This window comes from Denitratisoma sp., from assembly GCA_032027165.1.
GTDB lineage: Bacteria > Pseudomonadota > Gammaproteobacteria > Burkholderiales > Rhodocyclaceae > Desulfobacillus.
In genome coordinates, this window is the sequence record JAVSMO010000001.1 from 760,588 (window position 1) to 774,180 (window position 13,593).

The following is a 13,593-nucleotide window of genomic DNA, read 5'->3' on the forward strand; positions in this document are numbered from 1 at the left end:
TTTATGCGGTTGCGGAAAAGAACTGCTGTCGTGCGCCGGCCGGCAAATCCATGCCAGTCGTGTGGGCGCGCTGCAGCAGTTCCCAGTAATAGCGGTACGAGGCGCGATCGTGCAGGCGGCCGTTGTGGCGGATCGGCCCCCAGCCGGCGGCTTGCGCGGCGAGCAGGATGGCCACCGCTTCGTTCACCTCGTCGAATTGCGGCCGCATGGCGTCAATGATCGGCTGAACCTGGTTCGGATGGATGCTCCACATGCGCAGGTAGCCGAACTGCTCGCGGGCGCGCCTGGCATCGTGGTAGACCTCCTGCGTGTCGTGCAGTTCAGTCGTGACGTTATGCGAGGGCACCAGGCCGCGGCCGAGTGCGGCGGCGGCGATTTCGCACTTGGCGCGCGCCACCAGCGGATGCTCGAATTGCCCCGGGCTCTTCATCGCCGAAGCGGGAATCGCGCCGTGGTGGCCGCTGACGAAATCCATCAGGCCGAAGTCCAGCGTCTCGACGCCGGGCAGGGCGGCGATCTCATGTACTTCGCGCAGGGCGCCGTGCGTCTCGATCAGAATGTGCGCCGGAATCGGCCGCTCGATGCCGTTGATCTTGGCGACGGCGGCGAGCGCCATCAGCATGGTCTGCGCATCCTGGCGCCCACCGACCTTGGGGAAGGTGACGTAGGCCAAACGCGCACCGGCTGCGCCGACGATGATCTCGAGGTCGTCGCGCCAATGCGGATGGGTGATGTCGTGGATGCGGGCGCCGACGCGGTTGTGCCGGTTGTCGCCGGAGTTGATGGCTTGCGCCACCATCTCGGCATGGGCTTTCTCGGCGCCGGCGGGGGCGCCGTCCTCGCAGTCGCAGGTGAGGTCGAAGACCGGCCCCAGCGCCTGCTGCAGGGCGAGACCCTTGCCGATCAGCTTCTCGCTGCCGGCATAGTGCTCGCAGGCGGGCAGGGCGGGGAAGGGCCTGGCTTCGCGGTAGAGAACGGCGGCGGGGTGAAGCGCGGCGTTCACTTTGCGTTCACCCCGGTCCGGATGCTCAGCCCAGCATGCTGGCGACGCCGGCCTGCTCTTCCTTCAGCTCGGCGAGCGTCTTGTCCATCATGGTGCGCGAGTAGTCGTCGATGGCCAGCCCGGTGACGCGGGTGTACTCGCCATTGGCGCAGGTGACCGGCACGCCGTAGACGATGTCCTGCGGGATGCCGTAGGAGCCGTCGGAGGGAATGCCCATGGTGACCCACTTGCCGCTGGTGCCGAGCGCCCAGTCGCGCATGTGGTCGATGGCGGCGTTGGCGGCGGAGGCGGCCGAGGAGGCGCCACGCGCCTCGATGATGGCGGCGCCGCGCTTGCCGACCTTCGGGATGTACTCGTTTCGGTACCAGGCCTCGTCGTTGATGGCCTGCGGCGCGGCCTGGCCGGCGACGGTGCAGAAGCGGACGTCCGGATACATGGTGGGGGAATGGTTGCCCCAGACGATCATCTTCTCGATGTCGGTGACGGCCTTGCCGGTGCGCGTGGCGAGCTGCGAGACGGCGCGGTTGTGGTCGAGGCGCAGCATGGCGGTGAAGTTCTGCTTCGGCAGGTCGGGGGCCGACTTCATGGCGATGTAGGCGTTGGTGTTGGCCGGGTTGCCGACCACCAGCACGCGCACCTTGCGCGAGGCGACGGCGTTGAGGGCCTTGCCCTGCTCGATGAAGATCTTGGCGTTCTCGAGGAGGAGATCCTTGCGCTCCATGCCGGGGCCGCGCGGCTTGGCGCCGACCAGCAGGGCGTAGTCGGTGTCCTTGAAGGCCACCATCGGGTCGGAGGTGCCGACCATGCCGGCGAGCAGCGGGAAGGCGCAGTCTTCCAGTTCCATCATGACGCCCTTCAGCGCGGCCTGGGCCTTCTCCATGGGCAGTTCGAGCATCTGCAGGATGACGGGCTGGTCCTTGCCGAGCATTTCGCCGCTGGCGATGCGGAACAGCAGGGCGTAACCGATTTGTCCGGCGGCGCCGGTGACTGTGACACGAACGGGGGCTTTGGCCATGGAAGTGACTCCTCGATTCAGGTTATTCGAAAGGCGCTTCGTCCGTCGGGCGGGGCAGCGGAATCATGCAAATGCACGCCAGCCGGGAATGCGGGCGATGGTAGATTCCTTTTTGCAGTGTGTCAATAGGTATCTTATGTTATATATAAGACATAAGAGAGACTATAGACGTTAGGGTTTTTTTATGCTGAAATTCACCCATGGCGCAAGTGTCCCCGACCTTCAGTCCTCTCTATCGCCAGATCAAGAACCTGATCCTGCAGGGCCTTGCATCCGGCGAGTGGCGTCCCGGCGAGGTCATTCCCAGCGAGGCCGAGTTGGCCATCCGCTTCAATGTCAGCCAGGGCACCGTACGCAAGGCCATCGACGAGATGGCGGCTGAAAATCTTGTCGTGCGCAAGCAGGGCAAGGGTACTTATGTTGCTTCGCACAACGATCCGCGCGCCTTCTTCCGTTTTCTCCGCGTCGTTCCCAACGAGGGCGGCGTCGCCGTGCCGCAGAGCGTACCGCTGGAATGCTGGCGCGCCAAGGCCGGACAGGAAGCCGCCCGCATCCTCGACATCGCCCCCGGCGCGCCCATCACCATCGTGCGCCGCGTGCTCAAGTTCAACGGAAAACCGGTGGTACTCGACGAAATCTATCTGCCGGGCGAAATTTTCCAGGGGCTGTCGCTGGAAGTCCTGCAGGAATACCAGGGTTCGCTCTACAGCCTGTTCGAGACACGCTTCGGCGTGCGCATGATCCGGGCTGAGGAGCGTATCCGCGCCGTGGCCGCCGACCGCGCTTCGGCGGAGCAACTCGCTGTCGGCGAGGGCAGTCCGCTGCTCTCCGTGGAACGCGTGACCTATACCTACGGCGAAAAGCCGGTCGAATGGCGGCGCGGCCTGTATGCCACCGCCGAGCACTATTACCTGAACGAGTTGAATTGAGGCGGGGACGCCACTGACGACGCCCGACGAGAAGCTATAATTAACGGTTTATTGGGGTATCGCAGCGCTTTATGTTGCGCTGCACAGCGTAGGGGGAAATGAAGTATGACGGAATTATCCATTAAAAAGGAGCGCCCGAAGCACCTTGACCTTCGGGTTATCAAACAGCCGCTTCCGGCGATCGCTTCCATATTGCATCGCATCAGCGGGGCGGGATTGTTCCTCATGCTGCCTTTCCTGATTTTCCTGTTCGAGCTGAGCCTCGACTCTTCACTGGGCTTCGCCATGCTCCAGTCTGTCGTTGCCCACCCCCTCGCCAAGCTGGTGCTGACCGGCCTGCTCTGGGCATTCCTGCACCATTTCTGCATGGGCATCCGCATCCTGCTGCTCGATCTCGACATGGGCACCGATCTCAAGCCGGCCCGCGCCAGCACGAAGGCCGTGCTGGTCATCAGCCTGGCGCTGACCGCGATCCTGGGGGTGAAACTATGGTGAAGAACATCATCGTCGGCGCGCACTACGGCCTGAAGGACTGGCTGGCGCAGCGCATCACCGCCGTCGTCATGGCGGTCTACACGATTCTCATCTTCGTCCTGCTGCTGGGACAGGAGCGCATCACCTACGAATCCTGGCGCGACTTCATGGCCGGCGGCTTCGTGCGCTTCCTTACCTTCCTCTTCATCGTCAGCCTCATGTACCACGCCTGGGTCGGCGTGCGCGATATCTGGATGGACTACGTCAAGCCGAACGGCGTGCGCCTTGCGCTGCACGTCCTCACGCTCCTCGTCCTCGTCGGCTACACCGGCTGGGCGGTGTCGATTCTCTGGAGGCTGTAAGTGAAGATCACCAAACGCACCTTTGACGCGGTCATCGTCGGCGCCGGCGGCGCCGGCCTGCGCGCCGCCCTGCAGCTTTCCGAATCCGGCCTCAAGACGGCCGTCATCACCAAGGTCTTCCCGACGCGTTCGCACACCGTTGCAGCGCAGGGTGGCGTGGCCGCTTCGCTCGGCAACTCCGAGGAAGACCACTGGCACTGGCACATGTACGACACCGTCAAGGGTTCCGACTGGCTCGGCGACCAGGACGCCATCGAGTTCATGTGCCGCAAGGCCAACGAAGTGGTGATCGAGCTCGAGCACTACGGCATGCCCTTCGACCGCACCGACGCCGGCAAGATCTACCAGCGCCCCTTCGGCGGCCACATGTCGAACTTCGGCGAGAAGCCGGTGCGCCGCTCCTGCGCCGCCGCCGACCGCACCGGACACGCCATGCTGCATGCGCTCTACCAGCGCAACGTGCGCGCCAACACCCAGTTCTTCGTCGAGTGGATGGCGCTCGACCTGATCCGCGATGCCGAGGGGGAAGTGCTCGGCGTCACCGCCCTGGAGATGGAAACCGGCGAGATCGTCGCCTTCCAGGCCAAGGCCACCATCTTCGCCACCGGCGGCGCGGGCCGCATCTACTACTCCTCGACCAACGCCTTCATCAACACCGGCGACGGCCTCGGCATGGCGGCGCGCGCCGGCATCCCGCTCGAGGACATGGAGTTCTGGCAGTTCCACCCGACCGGCGTCGCCGGCGCCGGCGTGCTCATCACCGAGGGCGTGCGCGGCGAGGGCGGCATCCTGAGGAACAGCGCCGGCGAGCGCTTCATGGAGCGCTACGCGCCCAACGCCAAGGACCTCGCCTCGCGAGACGTCGTCTCGCGCGCCATGGTCACCGAGATCAACGAAGGGCGCGGCTGCGGCCCGAACAAGGATTTCGTGCTGCTCGACATCACCCACCTCGACCCGAAGGTGATCATGCAGCGCCTGCCGGGCATCCGCGAGATCTCCATCCAGTTCGCCGGCATCGACCCGATCAAGGAGCCGATCCCGGTGGTGCCGACCTGCCACTACCAGATGGGCGGCATCCCGACCAACTACAGCGGCCAGGTGGTGGCGCCGCGCGGCTCCAGCATGAACGTCGCCGTGCCCGGCTTCTACGCGGCCGGCGAATGCGCCTGCGCCTCGGTGCACGGCGCCAACCGCCTCGGCACCAACTCGCTGCTCGACCTGCTGGTGTTCGGCAAGTCGGCCGGCGAGACCGCCGTCGAGGACGTGAAGAAATCGACCAGGGCGCACAAGGCACTGCCGGAGGAGGCCATCGAGCGCACGCTCGCGCGCATCGCCCGCCTCGACACGCAGAAGGACGGCGCCGACGTGCACGAGTCGCGCCTGGCCATGCAGCGCACCATGCAGAACCACTGCGGCGTGTTCCGCTTCGCCGACAAGCTGAAGGAGGGCGTCTCGAAGATCCTCGAGGTGCAGAAGGACGTCCAGCGCACCGCGATCAAGGACAAGTCCAAGGTCTTCAACACCGCCCGCATCGAGGCGCTCGAACTGGAGAACCTGATCGAGGTTGCGGTGGCCACCATGATCTCGGCCGAGGCGCGCAAGGAATCGCGCGGCGCCCACGTCCGCGACGACGCGCCGGACACGCCGGAGCACCCGAACGGCCGCGACGACACGAACTGGCTCAAGCACACCCTGTGGTTCAAGGAGGGCAACCGCCTCGACTACAAGTCGGTGAAGCTGACCCCGCTCACCGTCGACACCATCGAACTGAAGAAGCGCGCGTACTGAGGAGTTCCGGAAGATGACCACACGAACCATGCAGTTCAAGATCTACCGCTACGATCCGGACAAGGACGACAAGCCCTACATGCAGGACATCACCGTCGAGGTGGATGCCACCGACCGCAAGCTGCTCGACGCCATGGTGAAGCTGAAGGCCAAGGACGACTCGATCGCCTTCCGCCGCTCCTGCCGCGAGGGCGTCTGCGGTTCCGATGCGCTGAACATCAACGGCCGCAACGGCCTGGCCTGCCTGACCGAACTGAAGGACCTGCCCGAGCCCGTCGTGCTGCGCCCGCTGCCCGGCCTGCCGATCATCCGCGACCTGATCGTGGACATGACGCAGTTCTTCAAGCAGTACCACTCGATCAAGCCGTACCTGATCAACAACGACCCGCCGCCGGAGACCGAGCGGCTGCAGACGCCGGAGGAGCGCGAGGAGCTGAACGGCTTGTACGAGTGCATCCTGTGCGCCTGCTGCTCGACCTCCTGCCCGTCGTTCTGGTGGAACCCCGACAAGTTCGTCGGCCCGGCCGGCCTGCTGCAGGCCTACCGCTTCATTGCCGACACAAGGGATCAGGCAACCAGCGAGCGCCTCGACAACCTCGAGGACCCCTACCGCCTGTTCCGCTGCCACAGCATCATGAACTGCGTCGACGTCTGCCCGAAGGGCCTTAATCCGACGCGGGCGATCGGCAAGATCAAGGACGCCATGGTGCGGCGCGCCGTTTGAGCATGGACGAGGAACGCGGGGCGCGGCTGCGCCGCCTGCGCTGGCATTGCCGGCGCGCCCTGCTGGAGCTGGACCTGATGTTCCAGCGCTACTGGCGCCGCACCGGCGACGATGTCGATGCCGCCACCGAAGCGGCGCTGGAACGACTGGTGGCGATGGAAGACCACGACTTGTGGGATTTGGTGAGCGGTCGGCGGGAGACGGACGATCCGCAATTGAAGGGCATGGTTGAAAAGCTGCGCCAGGTTTGAACGGGAGAGTTTTTCCGACTTTTTGATGGGGATGCAAAGATGAACACTCAACGCAACGCTACGCTTACGGTCGACGGCAAGAACATCGAACTGCCGGTCTACTCCGGAACGATTGGCCCGGATGCGATCGACATCCGCCAGCTCTATGCCAAGACGGGCATGTTCACCTTCGACCCGGGCTTCATGTCCACCGCCGCCTGCAAGTCGGCCATCACCTACATCGACGGCGACGCCGGCGTGCTGCTCTATCGCGGCTACCCCATCGAGCAGCTGGCGCAGAACTGCGACTTCCTCGAGGTCGCCTACCTGATCCTCAAGGGCGAATTGCCGAACGCGCAGCAGAAGGACGAGTTCGACACCATCATCAAGCGCCACACGATGGTGCACGAGCAGCTCATCCGCTTCTATTCCGGCTTCCGCCGCGACGCGCACCCGATGGCCGTGCTGGTCGGCGTGGTCGGCGCTCTCTCCGCCTTCTACCACGACGCGATGGACATCTCCGACCAGTACCATCGCGACATCTCGGCGCACCGCCTGATCGCCAAGCTGCCGAACATCGTCGCCATGGCCTACAAGTACGGCCGCGGCGAACCGTTCATGTACCCGCGCAACGACCTTTCGTACACCGCCAACTTCATGCGCATGATGTTCGGCAACCCGTGCGAGGACTATGTGCCGAACCCGGTGCTGGTGCGCGCGCTCGACCGCATCCTCATCCTGCATGCCGACCACGAGCAGAACGCCTCCACCTCGACGGTGCGCCTGGCGGGCTCCTCCGGCGCCAACCCCTTCGCCTGCATCTCGGCCGGCATCGCCTGTCTGTGGGGCCCGGCGCACGGCGGTGCCAACGAGGCCTGTCTGCAGATGCTCGAGGAAATCGGCGATGTCTCCCGCGTCGGCGAGTACATCAAGCGCGCCAAGGACAAGAACGATTCCTTCAAGCTGATGGGCTTCGGCCATCGCGTGTACAAGAACTTCGATCCGCGCGCCAAGCTGATGCGCGAGACCTGCCATGAAGTGCTCAATGAACTGGGGCTGCACGACGACCGCCTCTTCAAGCTGGCCGTCGCCCTGGAGAAGATCGCCCTCGAGGACGAATACTTCGTGCAGAAGAAGCTCTATCCGAACGTCGATTTCTACTCCGGCATCGTCCAGCGCGCGCTCGGCATCCCGACGCAGCTGTTCACCGGCATCTTCGCGCTGGCGCGCACGGTCGGCTGGATCGCCCAGTGGAACGAGATGATCTCCGATCCCGAGCAGAAGATCGGCCGCCCGCGCCAGTTGTTCACCGGCGCCCAGCAGCGCAACGTGCCGCCCCTGGACAAGCGCTGATCGCACGACATACAGGGAACAGGGAGGAGCGATCCTCCTCCCCGCCTGCCGTTTCCCGAGGACGACAACAGCCACCCGCCCCAACCCCCGCGAGGTCACAGCATGAGCCTAATGAAGCAGATGCTCGGCAACTCGTATCTCTTCGGTGCCAACGCGCCCTTCATCGAGGAGCTCTACGAGTCTTATCTTGAGAACCCGGCGTCCGTCACCGACGTCTGGCGCGACTATTTCGACCGCCTGCAGAACCTGCCCGGCGCCGGCGTCGGCGCCGGCCGTGACGTCGCCCACGCTCCGGTCGTCGCATCATTCGCGCAACGTGCCAAGCTCGGCACGCTGCGCACCGCGCCGTCCGGCGCCGCCGCCGACAAGAAGCAGGTCGCCGTCCTGCAGCTCATCAACGCCTACCGCTTTCTCGGCAACCGCTGGGCCCAGCTCGACCCGCTCAAGCGCAGCGAACGGCCGGCGATCCCGGAGCTGGACCCGGCGCATTACGGCTTCACCGAGGCCGACCTCGGCCAGACCTTCGCCACCGGCAGCTTCGCCGCCGCGCCCGAGCAGGCCACGCTGCGCGAGATTCTCGAAGCCTTGCGCCAGACCTACTGCGGCACCATCGGCGCCGAGTACATGTACCTGTCCGAGGTGGCGCAGAAGCGCTGGATCCAGGCCAGGCTGGAAACCATCCGATCGAGCTTTCCCTTCAGTGCGGACGACAAGAAGCGCTTCCTGCGCCTGATCACCCAGGCCGAGACGCTCGAGCGCTACCTGCACACCAAATACGTCGGCCAGAAGCGCTTCTCGCTCGAAGGCGGCGAATCGCTGATCCTGGCGATGGACCAGCTGATCCGTACCGCCGGCAGCGTCGGCGTGCAGGAAATGGTCATAGGCATGGCCCACCGCGGCCGCCTCAACGTCCTGGTGAATACCCTCGGCAAGCAGCCCTCCATGCTGTTCGCCGAGTTCGAGGGCAAGAAGGCCTCCGTGCTCTCCGCCGGCGACGTCAAGTACCACATGGGCTACTCTTCGGACGTCGCCACTCCCGGCGGGCCGATGCACCTCACGCTGGCCTTCAACCCCTCGCATCTGGAGATCGTCAATCCGGTGGTCGCCGGCTCGGTCTACGCGCGCCAGGTGCGGCGCGGCGCCAACGGCAAGGCCGAGGCGCTGCCGGTGCTCATCCACGGCGACGCCGCCGTCGCCGGGCAGGGCGTCAACCAGGAGATGCTCAATTTCTCGCAGACGCGCGGCTACGGCACCGGCGGCACGGTGCACCTGATCGTGAACAACCAGATCGGCTTCACCACCTCCGACCTGCGCGACTACCGCTCCTCGCTCTATTGCACCGACCTCTTCAAGATGGTCGAGGCGCCGATCTTCCACGTGAACGGCGACGATCCCGAGGCCGTCGCCCTGGTGACCCAGATCGCCATGGAGTTCCGCCAGGAATTCCGCAAGGACGTGGTGGTCGACATCGTCTGCTTCCGCAAGCTTGGCCACAACGAGCAGGACGAGCCGATGGTGACCCAGCCGCTGATGTACAAGAAGGTCGCCCAGCATCCCGGCACGCGCAAGCTCTATGCCGACAAGCTGGAGGCGCAGGGCGTCATCGCGCCGGGCGATGCCGAACGGAAAATCAAGGACTACCGCGCCGCCCTCGACGAGGGCCGCCACCTGATCGATCCGGTCATCACCGACTACCACAGCAAGTTCGCCATCGACTGGACGCCGCACGTCAACGTGCCCTACACGGAGAAGTGCGACACCACCGTGCCGATGAAGGAGCTCAAGCGCCTCGCCGGCCGCCTCACCGACGTGCCGGCCAATTTCACGCTGCATCCGCGCGTGCAGAAGATCATCGACGACCGCAAGGCGATGGGGCAGGGCAAGCTGCCGGTCGACTGGGGCATGGCGGAGAACCTCGCCTACGCCACGCTGCTCGCCGCCGGCTTCAACGTGCGCATCTCGGGCGAGGACGTCGGCCGCGGCACCTTCTTCCACCGCCACGCCGCGCTGCACGACCAGAACCGCGAGAAGTGGGACGAGGGCACCTGGTGGCCGCTGGCCAACCTGCAGGAGAAGCAGGGCTGGTTCCACTGCTTCGACTCGGTGCTCTCCGAAGAGGCCGTGCTGGCCTTCGAGTACGGCTTTGCCACCGCCAGCCCCAACGAGCTGGTGGTCTGGGAGGCGCAGTTCGGCGACTTCGCCAACGGCGCCCAGGTCGTCATCGACCAGTTCCTCTCCTCGGGCGAAGCCAAGTGGGGCCGCGGCTGCGGCCTCGTGCTGCTGCTGCCGCACGGCTACGAGGGCCAGGGCCCGGAGCACTCGTCCGCGCGGGTCGAGCGCTACATGCAGCTCTCCGCCGAATTCAACTGGGAAGTCTGCATGCCGTCGAGCGCCGGCCAGGTATACCACCTGCTGCGCCGGCAGATGCTGAGGAAGCAGCGCAAGCCGTTGATCGTGTTCACGCCGAAGTCGCTGCTTCGGAACAAGGAGGCAGCCACGACGCTCGAGGACATCGCCAACGATACCTTCAATACCGTCATCGGCGACATCGACCCGATCGATCCCAAGAAGGTGACGCGCGTCGTCGCCTGCGCCGGCAAGGTGTATTTCGACCTGCTGGCGGCGCGGCGCGAGCGCAAGATCGACAACGTCGCCTTCCTGCGCGTCGAGCAGCTCTATCCCTTCGACGACCGCCGTTTCGCCGAGGAGCTGAAGCGCTTTGCCAACGCGCGCGAGCTGGTGTGGTGCCAGGAGGAGCCGCTCAACCAGGGTGCCTGGTACGCCAAGGCGCACCGCCTGCAGAGCGTCCTGCGCAAGGGCCAGGAGCTGCTGGTCGTCTCGCGGCCGGCCTCGTCCTCGCCGGCGGTGGGCTATGCCTCGAAGCACATGGAGCAGCAGAAGGACCTCATCAACGAGGCCCTCGGCTCGAAGCAGTGACAAGGAAAATCGGAGAGATCAATGATCATTGACGTCAAAGTTCCCCAACTGTCCGAATCCGTCGCCGAGGCGACCCTGGTCTCCTGGCACAAGCAGGAAGGCCAGGCCGTCGCCCGCGACGAGAACCTCATCGACATCGAGACCGACAAGGTCGTGCTCGAACTGCCCGCCCCCGAAGCCGGCGTGCTGGTGAAGATCCTCAAGGGCAACGGCGAAACCGTCGTCGCCGGCGAAGTCATCGCCCAGCTCGATACGGAAGCGAAAGCCGCTGCCGGCGCTGCCGCTGCGGCGCCCGCCAAGGTGGCCGCCGCCCCGCAGAAGCTGACTTCTGCGCCCGCTGCCGCCGCCCCCGCCGGCCCCGCCGCGCGCAAGCTGATGGCCGAGAAGGGCCTCGATGCCGCCGCCGTCGAAGGCTCCGGCCGCGGCGGCCGCGTCACCAAGGCCGACGTGCTCGAAACCGGCCAGCGCCCGGCCGCCCCGGCGGCGTCCGCCGCGCCCGCGCGCCCGGCCCTGGCCCAGCCCGCCGCCCCGGTGAACGTCGACAACATCGTCGGCGAGCGCACCGAGCAGCGCGTGCCGATGAGCCGCCTGCGCGCTCGCATCGCCGAGCGCCTGGTGCAGTCGCAGTCGACCGCCGCCATCCTCACCACCTTCAACGAGGTGAACATGGCGCCGGTGATGGAGCTGCGCAACAAGTACAAGGACAAGTTCGAGAAGGAGCACGGCGTCAAGCTCGGCTTCATGTCCTTCTTCGTCAAGGCCGCGGTGGCCGCGCTGAAGAAGTACCCGGTGCTCAACGCCTCCATCGACGGCAACGACATCGTCTACCACGGCTACTTCGACATCGGCATCGCCGTGGGCTCGCCGCGCGGCCTGGTGGTGCCGATCCTGCGCGATGCCGACCAGATGACGCTGGCCGAGATCGAGAAGAAGATCGCCGAATTCGGCGCCAAGGCGAAGGACGGCAAACTCTCCATCGAGGAGCTCACCGGCGGCACCTTCTCCATTTCCAACGGCGGCGTCTTCGGCTCGATGCTGTCCACGCCGATCATCAACCCGCCGCAGTCGGCCATCCTCGGCATCCACGCCACCAAGGATCGCGCCGTCGTCGAGAACGGCCAGATCGTCATCCGCCCGATGAACTACCTGGCGATGTCCTACGACCACCGCATCATCGACGGCCGCGAGGCGGTGCTGGGGCTCGTCGCCATGAAGGACGCGCTGGAGGACCCGGCGCGCCTGCTGCTGGAGATCTGACATGGCCAAGCAATTCGACGTGCTCGTCATCGGCGGCGGCCCCGGCGGCTACGTCGCCGCCATCCGCGCGGCCCAGCTGGGCTTCTCCACCGCCTGCTGCGAATCCGAGGCCTACGACGACCCGAAGGGCGAGGTGCGTCTCGGCGGCACCTGCCTCAACGTCGGCTGCATTCCCTCCAAGGCGCTGCTGCAGTCCTCCGAGCACTTCGAGAACGCCCGCCACGGCTTCGTCATGCACGGCATCACGACGGGCGACGTCAGCATCGACGTCAAGACCATGGTCAAGCGCAAGGACAACATCGTCACCCAACTCACCGGCGGCATCAAGGGCCTGTTCAAGAAGAACAAGGTCGCGCTGCTGCCCGGCCACGGCAGGTTCGTCGGCGGCGGCGAGGACGGCTGGGAGGTCGACGTCGCCGGCGAAGTGGTGACGGCCAAGCACGTCATCGTCGCCACCGGCTCGCGCCCGCGCCACCTCGACGGCATCCCCGTCGACAACAAGCTCGTCTGCGACAATGTCGGTGCGCTCGCCTTCGACGCCGTGCCGAAGCGCCTCGGCGTGATCGGCGCCGGGGTCATCGGCCTGGAACTTGGCAGCGTCTGGAAGCGCCTCGGCGCGGAGGTCACCATCCTCGAGGCCCTGCCGGAATTCCTCGCCGCGGCGGACAGCGCCGTCGCCAAGGAAGCCTGGAAGGTGTTCACGAAAAAGCAGGGCCTCGACATCCGCCTTGGCGTGAAGATCGGCAAGGTGACCACCGGCAAGAAGGGCATCGCGGTGGAGTACGAGATGGGCGACGAGAGCCACCTCCTCGAATGCGACAAGCTCATCGTCTCGGTCGGCCGCGCGCCGAATACCGACGGCCTCGGCTGCGAGGCGGTCGGGCTGCAGCTCGACGAGCGTGGCCGCGTCGCCGTCGATGACCACTGCCGCAGCAACCTGCCCAACGTCTGGGCGGTGGGCGACGTGGTGCGCGGCCCGATGCTGGCGCACAAGGGCATGGAAGAGGGCGTCATGGTCGCCGAGCTGATCGCCGGCCAGGCCGGGCACTGCAACTACGACGCCGTGCCCTGGGTCATCTATACCCACCCCGAGATCGCCTGGGTCGGCAAGACCGAACAGCAGCTGAAGAGCGCCGGCATCGAATACCGCGCCGGCCAGATCCCCTTTTCCGCCAACGGCCGCGCGCTGGGGCAGGGCGACACCACCGGCTTCGTCAAGATCCTGGCCGACGCGAAGACCGACCAGATCCTCGGCGTGCACATCATCGGCACCAACGCCTCCGAACTGATCTCGGAGGCCGTCGTCGCCATGGAGTTCCACGCCAGCTCGGAAGACATCGCCCGCATCGTGCACGCCCATCCGACGCTGTCCGAGGTCATGCACGAGGCCGCCCTGTCCGTCGACAAGCGCCCGCTGCACTTCTGACCCCCTTCCTCCCCTCTCCCGCGCGCGGGTGAGGGGCAGGGGGAGAGGGCTCGCTGTTAAAATCCGCACCATGAACGCCCCGCGTCTTCCCCAGC

Annotated in this window: 12 protein-coding genes; 10 read left to right on the forward strand and 2 right to left on the reverse strand. The window is 65.8% G+C overall.

Annotation, left to right across the window (positions count from 1 at the left end; all coding sequences use genetic code 11):
* Window position 1: 1 nt before the first annotated feature.
* Both ROZ00_03680 and ROZ00_03685 read right to left on the reverse strand, forming a co-directional pair.
* On the reverse strand, window positions 2–1,003 hold the full coding sequence (locus tag ROZ00_03680; GenBank protein MDT3735310.1) for an aldolase/citrate lyase family protein: 1,002 nt from the start codon (window positions 1,001–1,003) through the stop codon (window positions 2–4).
* Window positions 1,004–1,028: 25 nt separating this feature from the next.
* Window positions 1,029–2,018 carry a malate dehydrogenase gene (locus tag ROZ00_03685; protein MDT3735311.1) on the reverse strand — a complete coding sequence of 330 codons (990 nt, stop codon included), beginning with the start codon at window positions 2,016–2,018 and terminating at the stop codon, window positions 1,029–1,031.
* 200 nt (window positions 2,019–2,218) lie between these two features.
* On the opposite strand from ROZ00_03685, the gene ROZ00_03690 reads away from it, so the two are divergent.
* The 10 genes from ROZ00_03690 to lpdA all read left to right on the forward strand — a co-directional run bounded on the left by ROZ00_03690 (window position 2,219) and on the right by lpdA (window position 13,498).
* On the forward strand, window positions 2,219–2,947 hold the full coding sequence (locus ROZ00_03690; protein MDT3735312.1) for a GntR family transcriptional regulator: 729 nt from the start codon (window positions 2,219–2,221) through the stop codon (window positions 2,945–2,947).
* Window positions 2,948–3,052: 105 nt separating this feature from the next.
* Window positions 3,053–3,442, forward strand: coding sequence for a succinate dehydrogenase, cytochrome b556 subunit (gene sdhC / locus ROZ00_03695; GenBank protein ID MDT3735313.1), 390 nt, complete (start codon window positions 3,053–3,055; stop codon window positions 3,440–3,442).
* Window positions 3,436–3,783 carry a succinate dehydrogenase, hydrophobic membrane anchor protein gene (gene sdhD, locus ROZ00_03700; protein ID MDT3735314.1) on the forward strand — a complete coding sequence of 116 codons (348 nt, stop codon included), beginning with the start codon at window positions 3,436–3,438 and terminating at the stop codon, window positions 3,781–3,783. The genes sdhC and sdhD overlap by 7 nt, the downstream gene beginning before the upstream one ends.
* Window positions 3,784–5,571 carry a succinate dehydrogenase flavoprotein subunit gene (gene sdhA / locus ROZ00_03705; protein MDT3735315.1) on the forward strand — a complete coding sequence of 596 codons (1,788 nt, stop codon included), beginning with the start codon at window positions 3,784–3,786 and terminating at the stop codon, window positions 5,569–5,571. It begins immediately after the preceding gene.
* 13 nt (window positions 5,572–5,584) lie between these two features.
* Window positions 5,585–6,295, forward strand: coding sequence for a succinate dehydrogenase iron-sulfur subunit (locus tag ROZ00_03710; protein MDT3735316.1), 711 nt, complete (start codon window positions 5,585–5,587; stop codon window positions 6,293–6,295).
* A 2-nt stretch (window positions 6,296–6,297) separates the two neighbouring features.
* Window positions 6,298–6,546, forward strand: a complete 249-nt coding sequence (locus ROZ00_03715; protein MDT3735317.1) for a succinate dehydrogenase assembly factor 2 — start codon at window positions 6,298–6,300, stop codon at window positions 6,544–6,546.
* 39 nt (window positions 6,547–6,585) lie between these two features.
* Window positions 6,586–7,878, forward strand: coding sequence for a citrate synthase (gltA, locus tag ROZ00_03720; GenBank protein MDT3735318.1), 1,293 nt, complete (start codon window positions 6,586–6,588; stop codon window positions 7,876–7,878).
* Between the two features lie 111 nt (window positions 7,879–7,989).
* The gene (locus ROZ00_03725; protein MDT3735319.1) at window positions 7,990–10,815 is read left to right on the forward strand and encodes a 2-oxoglutarate dehydrogenase E1 component; all 2,826 of its coding nucleotides are present in this window, start codon (window positions 7,990–7,992) and stop codon (window positions 10,813–10,815) included.
* Between the two features lie 21 nt (window positions 10,816–10,836).
* Window positions 10,837–12,072 carry a 2-oxoglutarate dehydrogenase complex dihydrolipoyllysine-residue succinyltransferase gene (gene odhB, locus ROZ00_03730; protein MDT3735320.1) on the forward strand — a complete coding sequence of 412 codons (1,236 nt, stop codon included), beginning with the start codon at window positions 10,837–10,839 and terminating at the stop codon, window positions 12,070–12,072.
* Window position 12,073: 1 nt separating this feature from the next.
* The gene (gene lpdA, locus ROZ00_03735; protein MDT3735321.1) at window positions 12,074–13,498 is read left to right on the forward strand and encodes a dihydrolipoyl dehydrogenase; all 1,425 of its coding nucleotides are present in this window, start codon (window positions 12,074–12,076) and stop codon (window positions 13,496–13,498) included.
* The last annotated feature ends 95 nt before the right edge of the window (window positions 13,499–13,593 follow it).

Coding starts and splice junctions, on each gene's coding strand:
- ROZ00_03685 (MDT3735311.1), bottom strand. CDS start 2,018: ATGGCCAAAGCCCCCGTTCGTGTCACAGTCACCGGCGCCGCCGGACAA.
- ROZ00_03690 (MDT3735312.1), top strand. CDS start 2,219: ATGGCGCAAGTGTCCCCGACCTTCAGTCCTCTCTATCGCCAGATCAAG.
- sdhC (MDT3735313.1), top strand. CDS start 3,053: ATGACGGAATTATCCATTAAAAAGGAGCGCCCGAAGCACCTTGACCTT.
- sdhD (MDT3735314.1), top strand. CDS start 3,436: ATGGTGAAGAACATCATCGTCGGCGCGCACTACGGCCTGAAGGACTGG.
- ROZ00_03710 (MDT3735316.1), top strand. CDS start 5,585: ATGACCACACGAACCATGCAGTTCAAGATCTACCGCTACGATCCGGAC.
- ROZ00_03715 (MDT3735317.1), top strand. CDS start 6,298: ATGGACGAGGAACGCGGGGCGCGGCTGCGCCGCCTGCGCTGGCATTGC.
- gltA (MDT3735318.1), top strand. CDS start 6,586: ATGAACACTCAACGCAACGCTACGCTTACGGTCGACGGCAAGAACATC.
- ROZ00_03725 (MDT3735319.1), top strand. CDS start 7,990: ATGAAGCAGATGCTCGGCAACTCGTATCTCTTCGGTGCCAACGCGCCC.
- odhB (MDT3735320.1), top strand. CDS start 10,837: ATGATCATTGACGTCAAAGTTCCCCAACTGTCCGAATCCGTCGCCGAG.
- lpdA (MDT3735321.1), top strand. CDS start 12,074: ATGGCCAAGCAATTCGACGTGCTCGTCATCGGCGGCGGCCCCGGCGGC.